This is a genomic window from Collinsella aerofaciens (genome assembly GCF_001405375.1).
In the GTDB taxonomy this organism is placed as follows: Bacteria; Actinomycetota; Coriobacteriia; order Coriobacteriales; family Coriobacteriaceae; genus Collinsella; species Collinsella aerofaciens_F.
Map to the genome: position 1 here is coordinate 165382 of NZ_CYYP01000003.1, position 24858 is coordinate 190239.

Sequence of the window (24858 nt, forward strand, 5' to 3'; positions counted from 1 at the left end):
TTCGGCACGCCTGCCGCCCCTACCGGCAAGACGCTTGGACATGCAGCCAAAAGCATGCTCCGCAAGGACACCAGGATCCTGCTCAATCGCGGTCAGCGCCGGCTCAAAGAGAACGTCGGCCGCCGAGTTGTCATAGCTCACCACCGAGATATCGCCCGGGATGCTCTTCCCCATCTCGTGCAAGCGCTTGAGCAGACCGAGGGCGATGTTATCCGAACTTGCGAACACAGCGGTGGCATCAGTTGCGAGCACCGCCTCCGAGGCCTCATAGGCACTCGGAATGTAGTACTCGCTCTCAAACTCCAAACGTGCGTCGATAGGCAGGCCAACCTCGCGCAGCGCGCGCTCATAGCCGGCAAGTCGCTTACGCCCCGTATTGGAACGGCGCGCGTTAACCAAGCAGGCAATGCGACGGTGGCCCTGCTCGATCAGATAGCGAGTGGCCATGTAGCCACCCATCTCGTGGTCGAACATCACCTTGTCGCACTCGAGCCCCTCAATGGCACGATCGACCATCACGGCAGGGATAGGCAGATGGCTGACTTCTTCGCGCAGGGCGCGGTCGTCGGAGAACTCGTCGCCTACGACCAGGAAGACGCCATCAACGCCGCGCGTCACCAGCTGGCGCAGCAGCTCCAGATCGTCGTCGGCACTTCCGCCCGAGCTGGTAATAAAGAGCGCATAGCCGTCCTCGCGGCAGCGCTTTTCCAAGCTGCCGGCAAGCGAGGCAAAAAAGCGGCTCTCGATGTTAGGGACGATAAGGCCCAGCGTGCGCGACTCGCGCATGACCAGGCTACGCGCAATCTGGTTGGGAACATAGTGGTTGCGCGCCGCGACCTCTTTGATGAGCTTGCGGTTTTCTTCCGAGATGCGACAGGGCCGATTATTGAGCACAAGCGAGACCGACGAGGGGGAAAGCCCCACCTCCTGGGCGATCTGCTTGAGGGTGACTTTGTTGGCCATCTCGCTCCTTCCGGGTTTACGCGCAATCTCTTGAAAGTATAGCGACTACCCCTCTACCTCGGTGATAAACACTTTACCAATCCGGTAGACGGCTGTTTTATCGCCGCCAGCGCACCAAATCCGTCCGGGTGGGGTATATTGCAATCGATTGATGACAACGACCACCAAAAGGCGGATATTCGTATGCACGAGAACGACTTTTTTAACGAGGACCTGCTGTGCGCACTTGCTGGCGTTGCCGGCGAGGACAACGTACTGATGAGCGAGCCCATGCGCGAGCACACCACGTTTAAGATCGGCGGCCCGGCCGACGTCTTTGTCACGCCCGATACTGAGCAGGGCCTCGTCGCCACGCTCGATACCTGCTATCGCTGCGACCTGCCGCTTACCATCGTGGGCAACGGCTCCGACCTACTCGTCGGCGACAAGGGTATCCGCGGCGTCGTCGTGGCGTTGGGCGAAGGCCTCTCCGACATTACGATCGACGGCACGCACGTCACGGCGGCAGCCGGCGCGCTGCTTTCCGATGTCGCAGCCGCGGCAGCCGAGGCCTGCCTCACCGGCATGGAGCCCATCTCGGGCATCCCCGGATCGGTCGGCGGCGCCTGCTACATGAACGCCGGTGCCTACGGTGCCTGCATGGCCGATGTGCTGGAGTCCGTGCGCGTCTACAAACCCGCTCGCCAGCTCGACGACGGCACCCGCGGCAGCGGCAATATCATCGAGTTCGATGTCGACGAGCTCAACCTGGGTTATCGAAAGAGCCGCATCGCCGATGACGGCTTCATCGTGCTTTCGGCCACCTTCAATCTCGCCCCGGGCAACGCCGCGATGATCAAGGCCGACATGGACGACTACCGCCAGCGCCGCGAGGACAAGCAGCCGCTCGACATGCCGAGTGCCGGCTCCACTTTCAAGCGCCCCGAGGGTTACTTTGCCGGCAAACTCATCATGGATGCCGGCCTGCGAGGACACGCCGTTGGCGGCGCGCAGGTGAGCGAGAAGCACTGCGGCTTCATCGTCAACGCCGACCACGCCACCGCCGCCGATGTCGACGAACTCATCCGCCACATCCAGGCAACCGTCAAAGACCAATTCAACGTAGACCTAGAACCCGAAGTCCACCGAGTCGGCGAATTCCTCTAAAAGAGAAGGCCCCGAAAGGGGCCTTCACCATATTTATTCAGATAACCCAGTCCGGTGTGTCGCGCCCCGAATCCGAGAGGGCCGGGACAGTCCGAGAGGCATAAGGTTGATCGCGAGTTCCGCACGAGCCGGAGAGCACTTAATGTGCTCTCCGTGCGAGCAGGACTGCCCGAGCAGGCAACCTTATGCCTCTCGGACTGTCCCGGACCAAGCCGCAGCTACGACAGCGCAATACCGCCGAGCCAGCCCCAACGCACGCCAGAGCCAGTGCCATAGAAGCTAATAAACGAGTCAAGCGACTTAGACGTAATGGCGCCCTCGTTGCTCATAACGATGCCGCCGCCAACGTAGATACCCACATGACCGTAGATAAGGCCCGGAGCACCCGTGCCGCTGTGCGAGGAATCGGCCACGATCATGCCCACCTGCAGCGCCGAGCGGTCGGAGCTATAGCACCAGGCGTTGAACATGTCGCAGGCGTTGCCGCCAAAGTAGCCAACGCCGGCGTTACGGAAGACATTGGTAACCCACGCCGCGCACCAGTTCTGACCCGGCGAAGGCGTGGAGTAGCACGCGTTGACGACAGCCTGCTGCTTGCCCGAGCCGGCATTCTGCTGCGGAGTTCCGGGCGCGTACGATCCACCACCCGAGCTCGAACCACCCGAGTAGGAATTGTTCTTGTTCGCGGCAGCCGCGGCAGCGGCAGCCTTCCTAGCGGCCTCCTCAGCCTGGGCGGCAGCGAGGATCTCGGAATCGCGCTGAGCCATGAGCTCCTTGACGTCGTCGGAAAGACCGTTCAGCACGGTCTGGACTTCTTGCTGCTTGGCCTGCATGTCCTGCATCTGGGCAGTCTGCTGGTCCTTGAGCTTCTCTAAGTCGGCCTTCTGCGACTCGAGCTCGGTCTTTTGCGCATCGAGCTCTTCCTGGATGGTCTGAATGTCCTCGATGGCGTCGCGGTCGCTCTTGTTGATCTTCTCAACGTAATGCGCGTTGGCGACGAGTTCCTCAAACGAGCCAGAGGCCAGCAGCAGCGACAGGATGTTCGTGCCGCCGGACTTGTAGCTGGCGGCCACGCGATCGGAAAGGTCGTTGCGCTTCTTCTTGAGCTCGGCCTTCTTTTCATCGATCTGGGCCTGCGTGTCGTCAATCTTGCCCTGGACATTCTCGATGTCGTTGAGGGTCTGGGCATTCTTGTTGGCCAGCGCCGCATACTCATTTGCGATGCTGTCGAGCTGGGCCTGAACCTCGTCGAGCTGGGCCTGGGCGGCATTCAGTTTATCGGTGGTTTCTTTGGAAGCCTCCGCCGCATGGGCGCGAGCGGGCAGGCCAAAAAGAACTGCCGCAGAAGCGGCGCCGAACAGGGCCTTGAGGGCAGTGCGGCGCGAGAGCTCCTGGGAAAGGATGGAATCGCTGTTTGGTGACATATGTACTCCGTTACATGCTTATTTATATGTCGCTCAACTCATACATATTAGCGTACATATGGCGCGTCCCAACGATTTCCACGAACGGCAGGAAACTGCAAGGTCGGCGGCTCGTAAGCAAATGCCAAAGATCAGGTTATGCGTACGCAAGCTCTTCTATGAGTACGTTAACATAATCCTCTGCTTTTCCTGCCGCGTACGATTTGGGCGTCCCTGCCTGCGCTATACTCCCCTCTAGAAGTGTTCCTGATTCGATAGGAGACTACATGTCCAAAGCACTCGACCCCAAAGACACCTGCGTCCTCGTTACCGGTGGCGCCGGCTTTATCGGCTCGCACACCGTCGTTCAGCTGCTCGAGGGTGGTTACCAGGTCGTCATCGTCGATGATCTCTCCAACTCCAGCGCCGTCGCCGTCGACCGCGTCAAGACCATCGTGGGCGACGAGGCCGCCAAGAACCTCACCTTCTACGAGGCCAACGTACTCGACCGCGATGCGATGAACAAGATCTTCGATACCCATCAGATCGACCGCGTCATCCACTTTGCCGGCTTTAAGGCCGTCGGCGAGTCGGTGAGCAAGCCCGTCGAGTACTATCACAACAACATCGAGAACACCCTGGTGCTCATCGACGTCATGCGCAACCATGGCTGCAAGTCCATCATCTTCTCGAGCTCCTCGACCGTCTACGGCGACCCGGACAACCCGCCCGTCACCGAGGAGGATCCTAAGAAGCCCGCGACCAACCCCTATGGTTGGACCAAGTGGATGATCGAGCAGATCCTTATGGACGTCCACACCGCCGACCCCGAGTGGGACGTCGTGCTACTCCGTTATTTCAATCCCATCGGCGCCCATCCGTCGGGCCTGATCGGCGAGGATCCCAAGGGCATCCCCAACAACCTGGTGCCCTATGTCGCCCAGGTCGCCGTGGGCAAGCTCGAGGCCGTTCAGGTCTTTGGCAACGACTACCCCACCCCCGACGGCACCGGCGTGCGCGATTACATCCACGTGTGCGACCTGGCATCTGGTCACGTGGCCGCCCTCAACTGGATGAACGGCAAGACCGGCGTCGAGATCTTTAACTTGGGCACCGGCACCGGCACCTCGGTACTCGAGGTCGTCGCCGCCTTCTCCAAGGCTTGTGGCAAGGAGCTGACCTACGTGATCCGCGAGCGCCGCGCCGGCGACATCGCTGCCAACTGGTGCGATGCCTCCAAGGCCGAGCGCATGATGGGCTGGAAGGCCCAGTACGACATCGCGGACATGTGCCGCGATAGCTGGAACTGGCAGAGCCACAACCCCAACGGCTTCGCCGACGCCGAGTAGCAAAACCTACATACCGCTCTTGCCCCGATCTCACGTTGTGAGGTCGGGGCTTTTTCATGGCATGTAACCATTCGCCGAAAATCGACCAACTTTTTTATCTTGCCTGTACATGTTTAAACAACATGTTTTACAATAGGCATATCGAATCAGAACATCGGAGGCGGACTGCACACCCATCGGCAGGCCGACCCCACAACAAGAAGGTTGGTGAGCGCATTCATGGAGCGTGCAAGCGGCGTCCTCATGCCCGTCTCATCTCTGCCCGGACCATACGGAATCGGCGGCTTTGGCTGGAATGCCTACGACTTCGTCGATTTTCTCGCCTCGTGCAAACAACATTACTGGCAGATTCTGCCCCTTACGACGACCAGCTATGGCGATTCGCCCTATCAGTCGTTCTCGGCCAGCGCAGGCAACCCCAACTTTATCGACTTTGCCGAGCTTATCGAGGCAGGGTATCTGGAGCAGCGCGATATCGATGGCGTGTATCTGGGATCCGACCCCAGCAATGTCGACTACGGTGCTATCTTTGGCGGCCGCCGTCAGATTCTCGACCGCGCCGCTGAGCGCTTTGCTGCCGACAAGCCGGCCGATTTCGATGACTTTATCCAGGCCAACGAGGACTGGCTCATCCCCTACTGTGAGTTCATGACCGTCAAAGAGGAGTGCGGTCTCAAGGCGTTTTGGGAGTGGCCCGCGGAGCTCCGCACCCGCGGCGAGGCTTCCGCCAAGGTCTGCGCCGACCATCCGGCGCGTATGCTCTACCACCAGATGACGCAGTACTTCTTCGATCGCCAGTGGAGCCGCCTCAAGGCCTATGCCAACGAGCGCGACATTCTCATCATCGGCGACCTGCCCATCTATGTCTCGCGTGACTCCGTCGAGATGTGGGCGACGCCTGAGCTCTTTAAGATCGACGCCGCCGGCAATCCCGTGAGCGTCGCCGGCACGCCGCCCGACCAGTTCTCGGCCACCGGCCAGTACTGGGGCAACCCCATCTACGACTGGGACGCCATGAAGTCCGACGGCTTCTCCTGGTGGGAGGGCCGCATTCGCGCCGCCCTCGACATGTACGACGTCATCCGCCTGGATCACTTCCGCGGCTTCGAGGCCTATTGGGAGGTGCCGTTCTCCTCGCCCGATTCGTCCTACGGTTCGTGGACGCAGGGTCCCGGCCTCAAGTTCTTCAAGACGCTCGAGGAAAAGCTCGGCACGCTGCCCATCATCGCCGAGGACCTGGGCTTCCTCACCCCCGGCGTCATCGACATGCGCGACAACTCGGGCTTCCCCGGCATGAAGATCCTGCAGTTTGCCTTTGAGGGCACCAACTCGTACTACCTGCCGCATAACTACATCGCCAACACCGTCGCCTATGTGGGCACCCACGACAACGAGACGGCGCGCGGTTGGTTTGAGGGAACGGCCACCCCGCGTCAGCGCGAGCAGGCAGTCCTGTACACCCATCAGCAGGCCGGCGAACCCATGGCAGATGCACTCAATCGCACCATCGCCGCCAGCGTGAGCGACACGTGCATCTACACCATGCAGGACCTGCTCAACTTGGGCAACGAGGCGCGCATCAACACCCCCGCCACGCTGGGCGGCAACTGGACCTGGCGCATGCTCGACGGCGCCATCACCCGCGAGCTCGAGCACAAACTCACCGACTGGACCGAGACCTACTTCCGCATCCCGTCGGAAGCCGAAATCGAGCTTCCTCAATAGGAGCTACCGCGCCCGACCCCTCCCCACCGTGCGGACGCGCTTGCTTTTCCCGCGCGAGGCCACCCCAATCCCCTCGCGCGGGCTTCTTATGAATTGCAGACATGAAACAACCCATCACAGGAGAAAACATGCCCCAAATTAACCTCATGGAACTCGCCGAGCAGTCTTTTGGCACCTCGCTCGAGCAGCTCGACGACCGTCGCATTTACAAGCTGCTGGTCAAACTCGTGCAGGAGCGCTCCGCCGCCTGCCCGCTCAACAACGGCAAGAAAAAGCTCTATTACATTTCCGCCGAATTTTTGATCGGCAAGCTGCTCATCAACAACATGATCGACCTCGGCATCTACGACGAGGTTAAGGACCAGCTCACCGCCGCAGGTCACGACCTCAACAAGATCGAGGAATTCGAGGTCGAGCCGTCACTCGGCAACGGCGGCCTGGGCCGCTTGGCCGCATGCTTCCTGGATTCCATCGCCACGCTGGGCTTGACCGGCGATGGCGTGGGCCTCAACTATCACTACGGTCTGTTCCGTCAGCGCTTTGTCGACAACCAGCAGAAGGCCGTCCCCGACGAGTGGCTCGGTGAGCAGGACATCCTAGTCGACGATGACCGCTCCTACACCGTCGAGTTCGGCGATTTTGCCGTTACTTCCAAGCTCGTCAACATCGATGTGCCCGGTTACGGCCAGCCCACCAAGAACCGCCTGCGCCTGTTCGACCTGGCAAGCGTCGACGACGGCCTGGTCCCCGGCAGCTCCATCGACTTCGACAAGACCGAGATCGCCAAGAACCTCACCTTGTTCCTCTACCCCGACGATTCCGACGAGCAGGGCCGCCTACTTCGCATCTATCAGGAGTACTTCATGGTGAGCAACGCCGCCCAGCTCCTGATCGACGAGGCCGTCGAGCGCGGCAGCAACCTGCACGATCTGGCCGACTACGCCGTGGTCCAAATTAACGACACGCACCCCACCATGGTCATCCCCGAGCTCATTCGCTTGCTCACCACCGAGCATGACATCGAGTTTGACGAGGCCGTGACCATCGTACGCTCCATGGTCGCCTACACTAACCACACGATTCTTGCCGAGGCGCTCGAGAAGTGGCCGCTCGCCAGCCTGCAGAAGGTCTCCCCTGCCATCGCCGACATTATCGTCAAGCTCGATGAGATCGCGAAGGCCGAGCACGATGACCCGCGCGTCGCCATCATCGACGAGCACGACACCGTCCACATGGCCCACATGGACATCCACTTTGGCTTCTCCATCAACGGCGTAGCCGCCCTCCACACCAAGATCCTGGAGGACACCGAGCTTCATCCGTTCTACGAGATCTATCCCGAGAAGTTCTCCAACAAGACCAACGGCATCACCTTCCGCCGCTGGATCCATGGGGCCAACCCCGCGCTCGCCAGCCTGCTCGACGATGTGATCGGCACCGACTGGCGCAGCACCGGCGATCTGAGCAAACTCGCCAAGTTCGCCGACGACAAGGACGTTCTTGAGCGCCTGGCCGCCACCAAGGTCGAGGCCAAGGCCATCATGCGCCAGTTCATGGCGCTCGAGCAGGGCGTGACCATTCCCTCCAACGCCATCATCGACGTCCAGGTCAAGCGCATCCACGAGTACAAGCGTCAGCAGATGCTCGCGCTCTACATCATCTGGAAGTACCTCGATATCAAGAACGGCAACAGACCTAAGCACCCCGTCACCATCATCTTTGGCGGCAAGGCGGCGCCTGCCTACACTATCGCGCAGGACATCATCCATCTGATCTTGACGCTGTCGCAGTGGATTGCAAACGACCCCGACGTGGCTCCCTACCTGCAGGTTGTCATGATCGAGAACTACAACGTCACCGCCGCCGAGCGCGTGATCCCCGCCGCTGATATCTCCGAGCAGATCAGCCTGGCCTCCAAGGAGGCGAGCGGCACCTCCAACATGAAGTTCATGCTCAACGGCGCCCTAACCCTGTGCACGCTCGACGGTGCCAACGTAGAGATTGCCGAGCTCGTGGGCGACGAGAACATCTATACCTTTGGTGCCTCTTCCAAACAGGTCGAGCAGCTCTACGCCGACGGCACCTACAACGCCGGTGCGCTCTACCGCAAGCCCGGCATTAAACTGCTGGTGGACTTCATCACCAACCCGGCCTTTATGGCGACCGGCAATGCCGAGCGCCTGCAGCGCCTGCACGATGACATTAAGGGCAAGGACTGGTTTATGGCCCTGCTCGACATTGAGGAGTACATCCAGACCAAGGAGCGCGTGTTGGCCGACTACGAGGACCACGACGCCTGGATGCGCAAGACGCTCATCAATATCGCCAACGCCGGCACCTTCTCGTCCGACCGCACCATCTCCCAGTACAACGACGAGATCTGGCACCTGAACTAATTTCGCTTCCCTTACCCATCCTCTTGAGAAACGGAGTCGTGGCAACACGGCTCCGTTTTTTGTGCCCGCACGTTACCCTGTGACCCGACTCGGCCAAACAATCTCGATCTGTAACAACTACTCGGTAAAAACGGTCCCAGCTGTTACAGATTGAGACATACTGGCCCCTTCCCTTGGGTTTATCTCAATCTGTAACATCTAGCAGCTGAAATTCACCTTTGGTGTTACAGATTTAGATGAAATGGTTAGCTCAGCGGAACCGTCTCGATCTGTAACATCTAACGTCCGAAATCGGCCCTACCCGTTACAGATCGAGACAAACGACCGGCCAGACAACCCCAACACAAAGAAAGGCTCCCCTCTCGCCCAGTGGACGGGAGGGGAGCCTTATATGTGACCGCGGCAAAAGGATGGCAATACCGCAGTCGCCCAAAGGGAGGGTCCGGATGCACCGGGCCTAGATAAGGTTCTTGCCAGACACCTTATCGAAGAGATGGGTCGCGTTCTTCTCGAACTTGAACCAGATGGAGTCGCCCGCCTTGAGCGCGCCCTTGGCCTCAAGGTCGACAACGGGAATGATCAGGACGAACTGGCCATCGGGAGCGGTCACGTGGACATGCTCGGTCGAACCCATGAGCTCGGTCACCTCGACGGTACCCTGGAGCGCGCCCTCCTCGTCCTTGTCGGCAAGCAGAATCTGCTCGGGGCGCACGCCGGCCGTGATCTCCTTCACGTCGCCGCCGTCCCAGTTGAGGGCAAGCTGAGCGCAGGTCTCGGGGGCGAGTGCCACGTTCATATCCTCGGTCTTGACGGTAAAGCCGTTGCCCGAGCGCACCAGCTGGGCATCGAAGAAGTTCATCTGCGGCACGCCGATAAAGCCGGCGACGAAGATGTTCGCGGGATGGTTGAAGACCTCCTGCGGGGTGGCGATCTGCTGGACGACGCCGTCCTTCATGACCACGATGCGGTCACCGAGGGTCATAGCCTCGGTCTGGTCGTGAGTAACATAAATGAACGTGCCCTTGATCTCGTGGCGCAGCTTAATGAGCTCGGCACGCATCTGGTTACGAAGCTTGGCGTCCAGGTTGGACAGTGGCTCGTCCATCAGGAAGACCTTGGGGTCACGCACGATGGCGCGGCCGATAGCGACACGCTGGCGCTGGCCGCCCGAAAGCGCCTTGGGCTTACGGTCGAGGTACTCGGTAATGCCCAGAATCTCGGCAGCAGAGCGAACTTTGCGGTCGATCTCGTCCTTGGGGACCTTCTTGAGCTCGAGCGTAAACGCCATGTTCTCGTACACCGTCATATTGGGGTACAGAGCATAGCTCTGGAACACCATGGCGATGTCGCGGTCCTTGGGCGCCACGTCGTTGACGCGCTTGCCGTCGATGAGCACATCGCCCGAGGTAATGTCCTCCAGGCCGGCGACCATGCGCATCGTCGTGGACTTACCGCAGCCAGAGGGGCCAACGAGGACGACGAACTCCTGGTCGTGAACGGTGAGGTTGAAGTCCTCTACAGCGAGCACACCGTCCTCAGTAACCTTGAGGTTGTGCTTCTTCTCCTCGGTCTTCTTCTTTTTGCCAAAGAAGCCCTTCTTTTTGGACTCGGTGTTGGGATACACCTTCTGAACATGCTTGAGAACGATCTCGGCCATGTCTTTACCTTTCGATATGCGGCGCCGCGCTGAGGGGCGCCGCAGAAACTTGCAAAACAGTTACGGCATCAGCCCTTGACGGCACCTGCCACCACACCGTCGATGATGTACTTCTGGCAGAGGATGTACATGATGACGATGGGGATAACGACCATCATGATGCAGGCCATCATGGGGCCGAGCTCGACGTGGCCGTAGCCGCCGCGGAAGTACTGGATCAAGATAGGAATGGTCTTGTACTTGGTGGAGTCGAGCGTAAGGTAGGGCAGCAGATAGTCGTTCCAGACCCACATGGTCTCGAGGATGCCGACCGAAAGATAGGTGGGCTTCATGATGGGAAGGACGATCTTAAAGAACACCTGGACCGGGTTGCAGCCATCAATCATGGCCGCCTCCTCGATCTCGAGCGGGATGTTCTTTACAAAACCGGCGAACATAAAGACCGCCAGGCCCGCGCCAAAGCCGAGGTAGATAAAGCAGATGTTGAACGGCGTGTTGAAGCCGATGCGGTCCGCCAAATTGGACAGCGTGAACATGAGCATCTGGAACGGCACGACCATCGAGAACACGAACAGGTAATAGAAGAAGTTCGAGATCTTGTTGTTGACACGAACCACGTACCAAGCGCACATGGAGCAGCACACCAAGATCAGCACGACCGACGTGACCGTGATGATGAGCGAGTACATAAATGCCGAGGCAAAGCCCTGCTCGTTAAGGGCGTGCATGTAGTTTGCGAGGCCGTTGAACGTCTCGGGCGTGAGCAGATCGAATGCCGTGGTGGTGCTGATTGCGGTCGCTTTCTTAAAAGAATTAAGCGCAATCATGAACACGGGGTAGATCCACGCGAGCGACAGAATCGTAAAGAAAATCGAGAGCGCGCGGTTGATAACCTTATCGCGTTTCATTACTGCTGCACCTCCTTGGACCTCGTGGCCTTAAGCTGAATCATGGAGATGGCCACGACCAGGATGCAGAAGATAACCGCCTTGGCCTGACCAATGCCCTGCCATGCGATACCGGCACGCGAATAGAACGTGTTGTAGATGTTCAGGGCGAGCATCTCGGTGGAGTGCGCGGGGGCGCCGCCGGTAAGGGCGAGGTTCTGGTCGAACAGCTTAAAGCCGTTGGTGATGGACAGGAACAGGCAGATGGTGATGGTCGGCATCAGGTTAGGGATCTTAACCTTCCAAAACGTCTGCCATGCCGTGGCACCGTCGACCTTGGCGGCCTCGATGTAGTCGGACGGAATGGACTGCAGACCAGCGATGTAGATGATCATCATGTAACCGACCTGCTGCCACAGGGTCAGGATGATAAGGCCCCAGAAGCCAGCAGCAGAGTTAAGGGCGATGAGCTGGGCGCCCACGTTGGAGAGCAGGCAGTTGATCAGAATCTGCCAGATGTAGCCCAGCACGATGCCGCCGATCAGGTTAGGCATAAAGAAGATCGTACGGAAGATGTTGGTGCCCTTGAGCGCTTTGCGGGTGAGCGCCTGCGCGATGGCGAGGGCGATCACGTTGATGAGCACCGTCGACAGGAAGGCAAACGCCACGGTAAAGAAGAACGACGTGGCAAACTGCGGATCGGACAGTGCGCGCACGTAGTTCTCGATACCGACAAAGTGCGTGTTGTTGATGGTAATAAACTGGCAGAACGAGAGATAGAAACCCTGGATAAAGGGGATCACGAACCCGATCATAAACGCCAGACACGTGGGCAGCATAAAGAGCGGCCACCAGCGCTTGAGTGCTTTGCCCATAGAGGGGTCCTTTCAATATGCAGGGGGCGGGCAAACCAACGTCTGCCCGCCCCCTGTCGCTAATCAGATAGCTTGGGCAGCAACTGCCTACTCGGAAGCAGCCTTCTCGGTCTTCCAGCCATCGACGAAGGCGTTCTTGACGCCGTCCCACTTGCTGTTATCGGCAGCGTAGGCAATCAGAGCCTGCTTGAGGTTCTTCTTCCACTCCTCGGAGGGAATGTAGACGAAGTCCCAAGCGACGGTCTTCTTGCCGTCCTTGGCCATGGCAACGGCCTGCTGCGAGAAGACGTTGGTGGTCTCCTTGGCGCTCTTGAACGGAGCGGTCAGACCCATCTTGTCGGCGATGATGCTGGTCGGGGTGTCAGCGGTGACGCACCAATACATGAAGTCCTCGGTGGCCTTCTGGGCATCCTCGGAAGCCTGGGAACTGACGCACCAGTAGTTCTCGCCGCCGGAGCACAGGCCCTGGTTCTCCTCGCCGTCAACACCGATGTAGATCGGCATCATGCCAATCTGATCGTCGGTCATGCCGGCCTTGACGAGGTCAGAGTAGGCCCAAGAGCCGTTCTGGTAGAAGACGGCCTTGCCGGTTGCGAACTCGTTGGTGGCGTCGTCGCCGGTCTTGGAAGCAAGCTGCGAAGGATCGCAGGTGGAGTCGGTGATGTACAGGTCGAAGATCTGCTTGTAGTTGTCGAGGAACTCACCCTTGATCTCGTCGTCCTCCTGGTTGTGCTCCTTCTCAAACTCGTAGTAGAGCGGCATGTTGGCAAGGTGGGTGGTGTAGCGCCAGCTGGAGGAGTCGTCCATGCCGGCGGAAGTGAAGGCACCCTCGACACCAAGCTCGTCCTTGCGGGCCTGGATGTCATCGGCACAAGCCTTCAGCTTGTCGAAGGAGTTGATGTCCTCGGCCTTGTAGCCAGCCTTCTCGAGCAGCTGCTTGTTGTAAATAATGCCGAAGCTCTCCTGAACCCAGTCGATGCACACATCCTTGCCGTCGGACTGCAGAGCCAGGGAGTCATCAATGAGCTCACCGCGGAGCTTGGTATCGGACAGGTCGGCGCAGTAATCCTTCCAGTTCTTAAGACCGGTGGGGCCGTTGACCTGGAACAGGGTCGGAGCGGAGCTCTTGGACATCTCGGACTTAAGCTTCTCCTCGTAGGTGTTGGAAGCGGCGGTCACGATCTTGACCTCGACGCCCTTCTCCTTCTTATAGGCCTTGGCGATCTCCTTCCACTCCTTGTCGACCTCGGGCTTGAATTGGAGGAAGTAGACCTCGGCAGCGTCACCAGAAGCAGAGGAGCCGGAGCCGGCAGAACCACCGCAACCCACGAGGCCCAGACCAAGAACTGCAGCCGCGGAACCAGCAAAGCCCAGGAACTGCCTTCTGCTCATTTCGTTCTTCATTACAATCCACCCTTTCACACCGTGGCGGCACCCTTTGCCGCCGCCTTCGGAGATTGGCTCGGGGACTTTGCCCCTTTTGCTGATTTGAACGATACGCTATTTGGCTAGTTGTTTGAACAAGTATTACTAGAGCGGTAGAAAAACTTCGGTGAACGGTAATTTCAACTTGATACTTGACAAGTTTTGTATAAACAATTATTTGTTATCGAATGCAGAGAAAACGCCCGTTCAAGCCGATGTACCGTCGGTTTGACCGGGCGTTTTCTCTTTGAGGCCATGAGTCTCGTCAGGCTGCGAGCTAGCCGGCTATCGCTTGGAATTGACGCGGTAATGGAAGATCTCGGGGTGTGTGCGAGTGTGCGTCACCTCAAACAAGATGCCATCCGAGGTGTACGACTGACTCTCCATGACGGCAACGCAGTTGTATTTGCCGAGGTCAAGATAGCTGCAGTCCTCATCGTTGGCGAGCTCGACACTCACCGTACGACGGCTCGCCATCACTTTGACACCGCGCTTGTGCTCCAGATAGCCGTATATAGAATCTGCCGCGATCTCGGGAGTCAGGCCCTTGGCGATCGACGCCAAAAAATAGCCATGGTCCACTTGGCGCGCGTTGCCGTTGAGGCTTCGGACACGCACTACGCGAATCAACTCCTCGCCCACCTTAAAGCCCAGGTGACGAGAGAGTTGCTCGGTGCAAACCAGATGTTCGAAAGACTTAACGTCCGTCGATGCAACGGCATTGTTGCGCTTTGCAAACTCGCCAAACGACTCAACCTCTTCGAGTGCGCCCAACATGTCGGTTTCGCCCTTAAGCCAAATAACGCGCACGCCCTTGCCGTGTATGGGCTGCACAAACATCCCGTCGGCCAGCATGCTCAAAGCGCGGCGGACGGTATTGCGCGTGCAGCCAAATTCCGCGGTCAGCTCGGCTTCGGTTGGCAGCATCTCCTGAAACGCATAGGTCCCATTAATGATGCGCGAGCGTATTTCTCGGTAGATTCCTTCGTATATCGCTTTTGGCATTGTTTCACCTCTACATTATTCATTTCCGGCTAGGCACGATAGCATTTCTTAAAGTTGTTTAAACCGAATATCGGTAAAGCGACAGGATTTAACCGTTGACGGTTTCTGTCATGCCCAAATCGGTTTCGCTCAAAACTGCCGGTACGACAATCGTCTGGTCCTCTACAATGAATCCATTGTTTAAACGTTTCCCCACGCGCAACGCGCCTCGATATTCGGAAGGCAGAACATGCTGCAAAAAATCCAACGCTTTGGCGGGGCAATGTTCGCGCCCGCCATGCTGTTTTCTATATCAGGCCTCATGGTCGGCGTCTCCGCTCTCGCAACGACTGCGGACATCGTCGGCGATCTCGCCGTATACGGAACCCCTTGGTACGTTTTCTGGGCTATCATCCAGCGCGGCTCGTGGACGGTCTTTAAACGCCTCCCGCTCCTTTTTGCCGTAGCGCTGCCCATCGGTCTTGCCCAAAAACAACCGGCTCGTTGCTGCCTCGAGGCTCTCGTCGCCTATTTTGCCTACTGCTTCTTTTTGAGCGAGATCATTAAGCTGAGCGGAGACAACCTTGGACTTGAGTACCCGTCATCTTTGACCTCCGCCAGCGGTATCACCGTCATCGACGGCATCAAGACGCTCGACACCGGCATTATCGGCCCGCTGGCGGTATCGGCAACCGTCGTCGCCATCCATGACCGCTTCTACGATGCCAAAATTCCCGATTGGCTCGGCACCTTCTCGGGCTCCTCGCTGGTCTACCTCATCAGCTTTTTTGCCGTGTTTGCCCTTGCCGCTATCTCGGCCGCCATCGTGCCCTACGTATACGATGTAACTGATACGCTGCGTCACGCGCTTGCAGGCGTCGGTCCCTTTGGCGTGGGTATCTTTGTCTTTTTAGAACGAGCACTCGAGCCCTTTGGCCTGCACCACCTGCTCTACATGCCGATCTACTACGACAACCTGGTCATTAACGACGGCATCTACGCCACGTGGAGCAGTTTGCTCCCCATCCTCTCCCATAGCACGCGCCCCCTTAATGAACTTGCGCCGTGGGCCGGTTTTACCGCCACCGGCTGGGTCAAGCTCTTTGGCCTTCCTGCCATCGCAGCTGCGTTCTACTCCACCGCAAAACCCGAGCGCCGCGCCGGCCTCAGGGTCATCCTTGCTCCCGCCATCATCGCCTCGGTGGTTTGCGGCGTTACCGAGCCACTCGAGTTTCTCTTTATGTTCACCCACCCCGGGCTCTTTTTGCTCTACGCCGTCTTATCGTCTTGCCTTGCCACAACCATGAATCTCTTTGGCATCGTCGGCATCTTCTCGGGCGGCCTGATGGAGATGGCAGCCTTCAACTTTATTCCGCTCATGCGCACGCATGCCGGTGCCTATCTTTTGGCGCTCGGTATCGGCCTTGCCTTTAGCCTCATCTTTTTTGTTAGTTTTCGAGCACTCATCTTGGTCTATGACCTTAAGACACCGGGCCGCGAGGATCATGTTGCCAATCGCGCGGCAATCGATTGTTTAACGGGAAGCGACTTTGCCAAAGAGCAATCCCCCAATGACGAGGTCGATAGTCGATCCGATCAAGATCACGTCCTCGCTGAGCGGGTAATTCAGCTTTTAGGTGGCGTTGGCAATATCGTGGGCGCAACCAACTGCGCCACGCGCCTGCGCGTCGAGGTCGCAGACCCTTCCATCGTTGCAGATAACGCGTCGTTTGTCGCGGTGGGCGCCAAGGGCCTCATCATTACGGGCAAGACCGCCCAGGTGGTCATCGGCATCTCCGTTCCCCGCGTTAAAGAGCATTTTGACCAGATCATGGGCCTCGAGCCGGAATTTGTGCCCACCACCTCGGCCTCCCCTGCCGCCAGCGCAGCCCATAAGCGCGGCGATATTTGCTTCTTCGATATCGACGGAACGCTCGCCTGGCAAGACCCCAGGCTCGCCCAAGACCTTCCCGAAGACGAGCGGGACCTCTCCCCCTATCCCAACGAGGCGGTTTCGCAGGCAATCCGCGAGTTTGTCGCCAACGGCAACATGGCCTTTATCTGCACGGGACGTACCCTCAGCTGCATCCACCCCAAACTTCTTGAGCTGCCTTGGACCGGCATCGTCTGTCTTGCGGGCGGTTACGCCGAGATCAACGGACACGCAATTCGCGATCTGTCGATGACGCCCAGCATGCTGCAGCATCTTGCCCCCTATCTTGAGCAATCGGGCGAGGTCATCCGCTTTGAGGGCCTCAACGGCGTCGTGCGCATGAGTGCCGATGCCCCCGATGCCCCCGGATACGCGCGCACCCTGGGCGACGCAGTCACGCAGCTGCAACATTACAGTGTCTACAAGATCTTGATGTCTACATCGCTCGCCAACCACATCGCTCAAGATAAGGCACTTGAGCCGCTGCTGTGCTTTAACGAGCTCGAACTCGAGGTAACCGAAATCTCGCCCCGCGAATGCACGAAGCGCGGGGGCATCCAGTCTGTACTCGACGCCCTCGACCCCCACCACGGAACCGTATACGGCATTGGCGACGCCAGCAATGACGTCTCGCTGATGAACGCCGTCGATGTCGGTATCGCCATGGGCAATGCGCCAGACTATCTCAAGGATAAGGCCGATTACGTGACCGACACCGTCGATCACGACGGTGTCGTTGCGGCGCTCGAGCATTTTGGGCTGATTTAGGCGCGCTCCATCAAACGCACGCCCGTTGTCCTAAATCGCCAAAACTGCCGCGCCAAACGCCCTGATGTGGCAATATGTTATCTGCATATTGCATCAACGCAACCTCAGAAAGAATGCGAGAACCCGTGTCCAGTCCGTTTACCAGCTTTTTAGCCCAGCACTTTGACCAGATTAACGACTATCTGGCCACGTTCTTTGACGGACAGGCGACCTCTGCCGATATCGAGCGCTACCTGTACGCGCCGCTCTCGACTTTTACGGCCAACGCCGGCAAGCGCCACCGCCCGCTTATCTGCATGCTCGCCGCAACCGCAGTGGGCGGTAGCTTCGAGAGCGCCCGCAGCGCCGCGGCAGCTATCGAGCATTTCCAGTCGGGCGCGCTAATCCACGACGACATCGCCGACAACGGACAGCTTCGTCGAGGCAAGCCCTGCATGCACCTTACCGAGGGCACGGGCCTTGCCATCAATTGTGGCGACCTGGCGCTCACCATGGTCACCAAGACGGTTCTCGACGACCCTACGCTGGAGTCCGACGTGAAGCTGCGCGTGCTCCACGAGCTTACCGAGATGATCGTCCGCACCATCGAGGGTCAAGCACTCGACCTGGGTTGGGTCCGCGACGGGCGCTTTGATATCTCGGTTGATGACTACCTGGACATGGCGACGCACAAGACCGCGTTTTACAGCGGAGCCACGCCGCTTGCCGCCGGAGCCATTATCGGCGGCGGCAGCGATGAGCAAATCGAAGCGCTGCGCGCCTTTGGCCTGCACACAGGCCTTGCCTTTCAGATTCAGGACGACCTGCTCAACCTTGTCGGCACTAAGGAAGCCGCCAACAAGGACTTCCGCACCGACATCACCGAGGGCAAGCGCACGCTTGTCGCCGTACACGCCCTCTCTGATGAGCGCCACCACGACGAGGTCGAGGCGATTCTTTCCTCGGGCACCGATGATCCCGCGCAGCTCGCACGCGCCGTGGAGATCTTCCAGGAGACCGACTCCATCGATTACGCCCACACTTACGCGCTCGACCTGACCGCTAAGGCCAAAGCGGCCATCGAGAACGTTGAGCTTGATCCGCACGCACGCGAGCTGTTCCTCTCCATGGCAGATTTCTTTGTGGAGCGTCTTAACTAACGGGGGTTATAAAACCTGTCAGCAGCGTATTTAGGCACAACTTGCTACACTGTTGAGTGCATGTTTATGCATCCCTTTGCGTTGTCTATCCGACAGACGCTCAAATAGTACGAATGGTACGCCGAAAGGGGTTCGTTCATGGAACCTATTACAACGGGCATGCAAGGAGCAGCCGTCGAGGACGTGCAGTCTCGTCTCCTGCAGCTCGGCTACACGATTGATGCCGCCGAAGTCACCGACAAGTACTTTGGAGCCACCACTGAGCAGGCCGTCAGCACCTTCAGGCTCGACAGCGGCCTTGCTGCCGGTCATGCCGTCGATATCCCCTGCTGGAGCGCCCTTGTAGACGCTTCGTATAAGCTGGGCGACCGCACTCTCTATCTGCGCATGCCCAATTTCCATGGCGCCGATGTGCAGGCCCTGCAGCGCGCTCTCAACGTTTTGGGCTTTGCCTGTGGCGAAGACGACGGCTACTTTGGTCCGCATACCGAGGCCGCCCTGCAGCAGTTCCAGGAAAATGTCGGCCTGTTTGCCGACGGCATGGCCTTCCAGGACACCTACGCCTACATCAACCGCCTGCACCATGTGTGGGAGGGCAAGCCCTCGGTCACCGAAGCCGAGTCCCGTATCGGTTTTGCTCGCGCCGCCAACGTGCTCGAGCGCTTCCAGATTGCCGTTATCGGCGAGGACCCCATCGCACGCAGCGTTGCGTCGCGCATGTGGAATATCGCCACGGCAACGACCGACAACAGCGGCATGATGCTCTGCGACTCCGAGGTCCCAACCGACGTTGACCTGGTGCTCGAGATCGCAAGCGATGAGCTGCCCGCAGATGCAGCGCCGCGCGCCACGATCGCCCTCGCCGAGTGCCACAACCTGGCCCAGCGCATCCGCACCGCCAATGTCGCCGCGCAGCAGAAGCCGGCTCGCATTCGCATTGAGCTCACGGGCATGACGCGATACAACGGCACTTTCACGGCCAGCGACGCGCAGACACTCGCCGTACGCCTGCTCGATGGTGTTTGCGATGCCCTCGCAGATTAGGTAAACTAAACGAGTTGCTTTTGGGCAACACCGCACATTGGGACGTAGTTCAACGGTAGAACTCCGGTTTTTGGTGCCGGCTGTTGGGGGTTCGAATCCCTCCGTCCCAGCCCTTAAGAACACAGCGCTCCAGGCCCTTATGAACCTGGAGCGCTTTCTTGTGGGCAAGCGGAGGAATTCGAACCCGCAAGGGTGCGAAGCCGAGGAAACGCGAAGGCGCCCCAAGCCCATTAGGACCAAGAGCGCCTTGCATCTTGAAATATCAACCCAATTCCGAAAAGCGAGCCGCCTTCTACAACGTGCCGTGTGGCCCCGACGGGCCGGGCATTAAGTTTGTCGCGAGTTCCGCACGCAAAGAAGGCCACTTAATGTGGCCTTCGTCTTGCGCAGGACTGTAGAGCAGCAAACTTAATGCCCGGCCCGTCGGGGCCACACGTCCCTAGTTGTTCAGCATGCGGTCGAAGCTTCCCGAGTCGCCATCCCGATAGTCTGCGGTCATCAGAATCTCCTGCGGAATGCGCCCGCCCTCGCGCAGCACGTTGCGGAACTGCACGCGCGTAACCATGGGCAGATCCTTGATCGTCGCCGCCAGGTTCTGCGGCACGCCCTGGTTGGCAGCCGCGGGCTCGCACTCGCCGCCGGCCTTCACGCGACGCTTATGCTCGGCGAGCATGGCGCGGTACATGCCGGCATGCAGGCGAATCTCAACCACATTGGCATTGCGAGTCTGCTCGACAATGCGCGCGCCCTCGCGATCGATATCGCCTACGTAGTAGACGTAGTTAAAGCGATAGCCAATCTCGGCCAGATAATCGTCCAGGGCATGCGAGACGCTCGCCTTGCATCCGCCGCCAAAAATCACGCCGCCCACCTTGATGCCAAAGAGCTTGGCGTGCTTGCGGCCACGCAGCAGCTTGACGATCTCGTCGTAGGTGTCCAGGTTCTCGACCATAATGAACGGCTTGTCGGCGCCCAGCGTAAAGAAGCCCGTAAAATGCACGGGGCGATTGGGGGCGACCTTGATCGCCTGCATGCTGATGCCCTTTTCGGTCATACGCCTGATCAAGCGCTCACCGTGCTTGCCGTCAAAAGCCTTCTCGTCGTTAAAGATCTGGTAGGCACGCTGGCGGCGCGAGGCAACCGGCGTATCGGCACCTCGGTTCTGCTCGATCCAAGCCTGGATGATTGCGATTTCCTCGGCAATCTTGCGGTTGGACATCTCGTTGTGCTGAGTGCGCCGCGGAGCCTTTTTGCCGTCCTTGCCCTCGACCTTTACGATCTGTGTCTGCTGCTCCTTGATCTTAGAGAGCGCCGTGGGCGTAGGGACAACTTTGAGCAGCTGCCTGCCTAAAACGCGGGCAAGGGCAAACGCCGAGGCCTCGCCGTGAACGGCCGACTTGGGCTGCTGGGCAGCAGTATCTGCTGCGGCAGACTCCGGCTTCCTCTGAGACTTGCGCTTAGAATCGCCTTGGGAATTGCGCTCGCGCTTCGGCATAGACGCCTGCTTCTGCGGACGAACGGACTTGCTCTCCTTCGCCGGCTGGCGCTTAGGCTGCCCCGAAGAAACCTCGGCCTTCGCATCCTCGTTCTGCGGCGTGGTCTTCTCGGCCGCAGTCTCGGCATGGGAACTGCGGCCCCCACGATGGCGACGGCGGCGAGGCTTGCTCGACGCGCCCTGCTCCGTCTGCTCATCAGTAGGCTGCTGGCCCTTGGCCTCGGCATCAACCTCAAGCTGCGGCTCAACAGGCTTTTGCTCGCGGGCCACCGGCTCAACGGCCTTCTCGTCCTTCTCGCCCTGAGTGGTCGAAGCCGGTTCGCTCTTCTCCTGACGCCTTACGGGATACGCGCGCCCCGCAAAACCACGTCCGGGACGGCATGAACCCGGAGCCTTCTTGACCGGTTCATCGGACGCGTCAGCAGCCTCGACGGAATCCTGGACCTCGCATGCAATACCTCGCTGCTCGGCCTTAAAGTGGGCACCGCGGCGACGCTTGGGCTCCTGGATCTCAGCATGCTCTTGAGTGCGAGTCGGCTCCTGCATCCCGACGGACTTTTCCTCGACGGCCTCAGCATCCGTCTCACCCTTTTGAGCAACGGCGCGACGGAAGCGCTCCTGCTGGGCGCGGCGCTGCGCATCGTGCTTGCCACCCCCGCCAAAACCGCCGCGTCCTGCCTTGGCCGTAAAGGCACGCACGACGTTCTCATCGAGCAACTCATCGGTATCGACATGCTCACGCGGAGCAACTTCTTCCACAGCAGGCACGTCAGCGGAATCCTCGACGACAAAATCTTCGACGGACTCGGCAGGCTGCTCCTGGACATCGCGGATCTCGGCATTGATGGTATAGAACGCCGGGCGCCCGTTAATGCCGCTACCCTCGATCTTTGTCACGATATTTGCCGCGATAAGCTCATCGCGCATCGCCTTGGTGTCACATTCCTTATCGACGGAGCGGAAAATCTGCGCCAGCGCACTCGACTTAATCTTGAGCGCCTTGCGGCAGAGCAGGTCGTAGGCAACCAGCTTGGCACGCTCGGCAGAAAGCGACGTCTGGCTGCTCAGACGTTCAGCCAGGGCATCGACATTATTTTGGTTATCGGAATATACCGTCTTGGCCACGGGGCCCCTTTCATATGTACACATATACGTTTATATGGTACAACGCGCGCCCTTATCCACGCAAAACATCTGCGAGAACACTCGAGCGTCACCCGCTTTTGCATGAAAAAAAGACCGAGCCCGCGAAGTCGCGGACCCGGTCTTTCCGAGTCATATAGATGTGACGTTCAACTCGTCAGGTCGACTAAGCCTTGGCGGCCTCGGCGTCGACAGGAGCCTCGGCAGCAGCAGCGCGGCCATACTCGGTCTTGCCCATCTCGGACCACTCGGGCTCCTCGTCGGGCATGGAGCCAGCCTCCTTGCCGAAGAACTCCTTGAGGCAGTTGACGGCGACGATGAGGCCCAGGACCATCAGCAGGACGGCGAAGACAAGCTGCAGGCCCTTGGTGGCGGCGACGGAAACGGCGGCCGTGGTGGCGGTAGCCGGGATGGTACCGAAGAAACCGTAGGCCTGGACGGCGGTCATGCAGCCCATGGCGCTCTGGACCAGCGAGGTGAAGGTGCAGCAGAGCAGGAAGGCGACGGGCACGTAGAGCATCCAGCCCTTGCGGCCGGTGCACTTGCAGAACACGGCGAGGGTGATCATGGTCATGCCGCCGAGCAGCTGGTTGGAAGCACCAAAGAGCGGCCAGATGTTGGCATAGCCACCAAAAGCGAGGGCGAGACCGGGAAGCAGGGTGACGACCGTGGCGAACCAGGGGTTGCCGAGGACCTTCATGTAGCCGGCCTTGGACTCGATGGCCAGGGCGTCGTTGGTCTGGGCAAAGAACTCGGAGAACGAGGTGCGGGCGATGCGGGCGACGGCGTCGAGCGAGGTCAGTGCCAGAGCGGAGACGTTCATGGTCATGAAGACAGTAGCGAGCGTGCCGTCAACACCGAAGGCCTGCATGCCGCGGGAGATGCCAGCGGCGAAGATCTGGAACGGGGTGGAAGCGGCACCGGCGTTGAGGGCGCCGGTACCGGCGGTGTTCATGTCGGAGAACATGATGCCGGCGACGATGATGGCAAGGATGCCGACGAAGGACTCGACGATCATGGCGCCGTAACCGACCTTGACGGCGTCCTGCTCCTTCTCGACCTGCTTAGAAGAGGTGCCGGAAGAAACGAGGCTGTGGAAACCGGAGAGAGCACCGCAAGCGACGGAGACGAACAGGACCGGGAACATCATGCCGGAGGCAGTGGAGAAGCCGGTGAAGACCGGAGCGGTGATAGTGGCCTGACCGTTGACGCCCAGGACGACGATGCCGAGGACAGCGCAGACGATCATGACGATCATCATGATGGAAGTGAGGTAGTCACGCGGGGTCTTGAGCATCTGGATGGGCATAGCGCCAGCGAAGACCAGGTAGACCATGACGACGGCGAACCACTGGAACTTATCCAGGTAGACCGGGAACTGCATACCGACGGCGAACATGAGAACCATGAGGACCACGCCGGTGACGAACTCGGCAGCGCCGGTGAGGTTGAACTTCTTCTGGGCCCAACCAAAGGCGATAGCGACGAAGGTGAACAGGATGGAGATGGTACCAGCGCAGCCGGCGGCATAGGACTTGGTGAAGTCGATGGCACCGGTAGCAGCACCAGAAGCGTCAACGGCCGGGGTGAACATGAACGTCTTGCAGACCATGTCGGTGAAAGCGGCGATGACGATGATGCAGAACAGCCAGCAGAACAGCAGGAACAGGCGACGGCCGGTCTTGCCGATGTACTTCTCGATGAGCTGAGCGAGCGACTTGCCGTTGTTCTTCATCGAAGCGTACAGGGCACCAAAGTCGTGGACGGCACCAAAGAAGATGCCGCCGACGAGGACCCAGAGCACGACGGGCAGCCAGCCAAAGGCCATGGCGACGATCGTACCCGTGACAGGGCCAGCACCGCAGATCGAGCTGAACTGGTGCGAGAAAGCGGTGAAGGCGGAGACGGGCGAGAAGCTCTTGCCGTCCTTCATGCGCTTGGCCGGCGTGAGGGCCTCTTTGTCAACGCCCCACTTGTTGGCCAGCCATCGGCCATAGCCCAGATAGCCGCAGGCGAGCACCGCCGCGGCCACAACCATGAGCAAAACTCCGTTCATTACATTTCCTCCTCTAAAAAGAACTTCCTAGACATAAAAAATGAGGGCCGTCGGTTGCGCTCGACGGCCCTCATCTTCATCAGCCGCCCGTTATCGTACGGGCTAGCTGTATGTGCTAACCCGCATCAGATAATTACTACGCTGATAATGTTTAGCTGATGCGTGAACATGTCTAAGAAATCCTCTTCAATCATGATGCGAACGATCCGTGCGTGTTCACATCCCCCAGTGGTTGAAAAGGAGTATGAAACTTTAGTTACCTAAAGTCAACGCAAATTTGTAATGAATTTTCAACTTTTTTGGATTTCTCGGTATAAAACGCCACTGACCTCGGACTTTACCCCACGACAGTTTTTGCATGAGAGATGCCTCTCGGGAGTGGGCGGGCGTATGCAAGGTTTCCTGCTCTACAGTCCTGCTCGCACGGAGAGCACATTAAGTGCTCTCCGGCTCGTGCGGAACTCGCGATA

The 24858-nt window shown here is 59.1% G+C and carries 16 protein-coding genes and 1 tRNA gene; 8 read left to right on the forward strand and 9 right to left on the reverse strand.

The genetic code is table 11. The features are described 5' to 3' along the window. On the reverse strand, positions 1-963 hold a 963-nt coding region (locus ARB25_RS02825), incomplete at its 3' end, for a LacI family DNA-binding transcriptional regulator (protein WP_055285599.1). A gap of 183 nt (positions 964-1146) precedes the next feature. On the opposite strand from ARB25_RS02825, the gene murB reads away from it, so the two are divergent. Next, a complete protein-coding gene (gene murB / locus ARB25_RS02830) occupies positions 1147-2109 on the forward strand; it encodes a UDP-N-acetylmuramate dehydrogenase (RefSeq protein WP_055285601.1) in 963 nt (320 codons plus the stop codon). Positions 2110-2327: 218 nt separating this feature from the next. On the opposite strand, the gene ARB25_RS02835 is transcribed toward murB, so the two are convergent. Next, positions 2328-3533 carry a coiled-coil domain-containing protein gene (locus ARB25_RS02835; RefSeq protein ID WP_006235871.1) on the reverse strand — a complete coding sequence of 402 codons (1206 nt, stop codon included), beginning with the start codon at positions 3531-3533 and terminating at the stop codon, positions 2328-2330. 266 nt (positions 3534-3799) lie between these two features. On the opposite strand from ARB25_RS02835, the gene galE reads away from it, so the two are divergent. The 3 genes from galE (at position 3800) to glgP (ending at position 8982) form a co-directional block, all read left to right on the forward strand. Beyond that, entirely contained in the window at positions 3800-4861 is a 1062-nt protein-coding gene (galE, locus tag ARB25_RS02840) for a UDP-glucose 4-epimerase GalE (RefSeq protein WP_055285602.1), read from the forward strand. Positions 4862-5068: 207 nt separating this feature from the next. Beyond that, the gene (gene malQ / locus ARB25_RS02845; RefSeq protein WP_253276033.1) at positions 5069-6586 is read left to right on the forward strand and encodes a 4-alpha-glucanotransferase; all 1518 of its coding nucleotides are present in this window, start codon (positions 5069-5071) and stop codon (positions 6584-6586) included. A 128-nt stretch (positions 6587-6714) separates the two neighbouring features. Beyond that, a complete protein-coding gene (gene glgP / locus ARB25_RS02850) occupies positions 6715-8982 on the forward strand; it encodes a glycogen/starch/alpha-glucan family phosphorylase (RefSeq protein ID WP_055285606.1) in 2268 nt (755 codons plus the stop codon). Between the two features lie 457 nt (positions 8983-9439). On the opposite strand, the gene ARB25_RS02855 is transcribed toward glgP, so the two are convergent. The 5 genes from ARB25_RS02855 to ARB25_RS02875 all read right to left on the reverse strand — a co-directional run bounded on the left by ARB25_RS02855 (position 9440) and on the right by ARB25_RS02875 (position 14831). Then, a complete protein-coding gene (locus ARB25_RS02855) occupies positions 9440-10639 on the reverse strand; it encodes an ABC transporter ATP-binding protein (protein ID WP_055285608.1) in 1200 nt (399 codons plus the stop codon). Between the two features lie 68 nt (positions 10640-10707). Continuing rightward, complete coding sequence (locus ARB25_RS02860) at positions 10708-11547, reverse strand: carbohydrate ABC transporter permease (protein ID WP_022095055.1); 840 nt, start codon at positions 11545-11547, stop codon at positions 10708-10710. Then, positions 11547-12401, reverse strand: coding sequence for a carbohydrate ABC transporter permease (locus ARB25_RS02865; protein ID WP_055285610.1), 855 nt, complete (start codon positions 12399-12401; stop codon positions 11547-11549). Before ARB25_RS02865 ends, ARB25_RS02860 begins: the two co-directional genes overlap by 1 nt. An 87-nt stretch (positions 12402-12488) precedes the next feature. After that, positions 12489-13805, reverse strand: coding sequence for an ABC transporter substrate-binding protein (locus tag ARB25_RS02870; RefSeq protein WP_006235863.1), 1317 nt, complete (start codon positions 13803-13805; stop codon positions 12489-12491). 306 nt (positions 13806-14111) lie between these two features. After that, positions 14112-14831: a GntR family transcriptional regulator gene (locus ARB25_RS02875; RefSeq protein WP_055285612.1), complete on the reverse strand. Its 720-nt coding sequence runs from the start codon at positions 14829-14831 to the stop codon at positions 14112-14114. 229 nt (positions 14832-15060) lie between these two features. Here ARB25_RS02875 and ARB25_RS10110 point away from each other — a divergent pair, with 229 nt between their 5' ends. The 4 genes from ARB25_RS10110 to ARB25_RS02895 all read left to right on the forward strand — a co-directional run bounded on the left by ARB25_RS10110 (position 15061) and on the right by ARB25_RS02895 (position 19804). Then, a complete protein-coding gene (locus tag ARB25_RS10110; protein WP_055285614.1) occupies positions 15061-17511 on the forward strand; it encodes a PTS transporter subunit EIIC in 2451 nt (816 codons plus the stop codon). A 125-nt stretch (positions 17512-17636) separates the two neighbouring features. Continuing rightward, positions 17637-18650, forward strand: a complete 1014-nt coding sequence (locus ARB25_RS02885; RefSeq protein ID WP_040359751.1) for a polyprenyl synthetase family protein — start codon at positions 17637-17639, stop codon at positions 18648-18650. A 138-nt stretch (positions 18651-18788) separates the two neighbouring features. After that, complete coding sequence (locus ARB25_RS02890; protein ID WP_022094145.1) at positions 18789-19694, forward strand: peptidoglycan-binding domain-containing protein; 906 nt, start codon at positions 18789-18791, stop codon at positions 19692-19694. Between the two features lie 38 nt (positions 19695-19732). After that, positions 19733-19804 (forward strand) — tRNA-Gln (locus tag ARB25_RS02895). A 329-nt stretch (positions 19805-20133) separates the two neighbouring features. Here the strand turns inward: ARB25_RS02895 and ARB25_RS02900 are convergent. Both ARB25_RS02900 and ARB25_RS02905 read right to left on the reverse strand, forming a co-directional pair. Further along, on the reverse strand, positions 20134-22314 hold the full coding sequence (locus ARB25_RS02900; protein WP_055285616.1) for a hypothetical protein: 2181 nt from the start codon (positions 22312-22314) through the stop codon (positions 20134-20136). Positions 22315-22498: 184 nt separating this feature from the next. Further along, positions 22499-24388 carry a carbon starvation CstA family protein gene (locus tag ARB25_RS02905; protein WP_055285618.1) on the reverse strand — a complete coding sequence of 630 codons (1890 nt, stop codon included), beginning with the start codon at positions 24386-24388 and terminating at the stop codon, positions 22499-22501. Positions 24389-24858 lie beyond the last annotated feature (470 nt).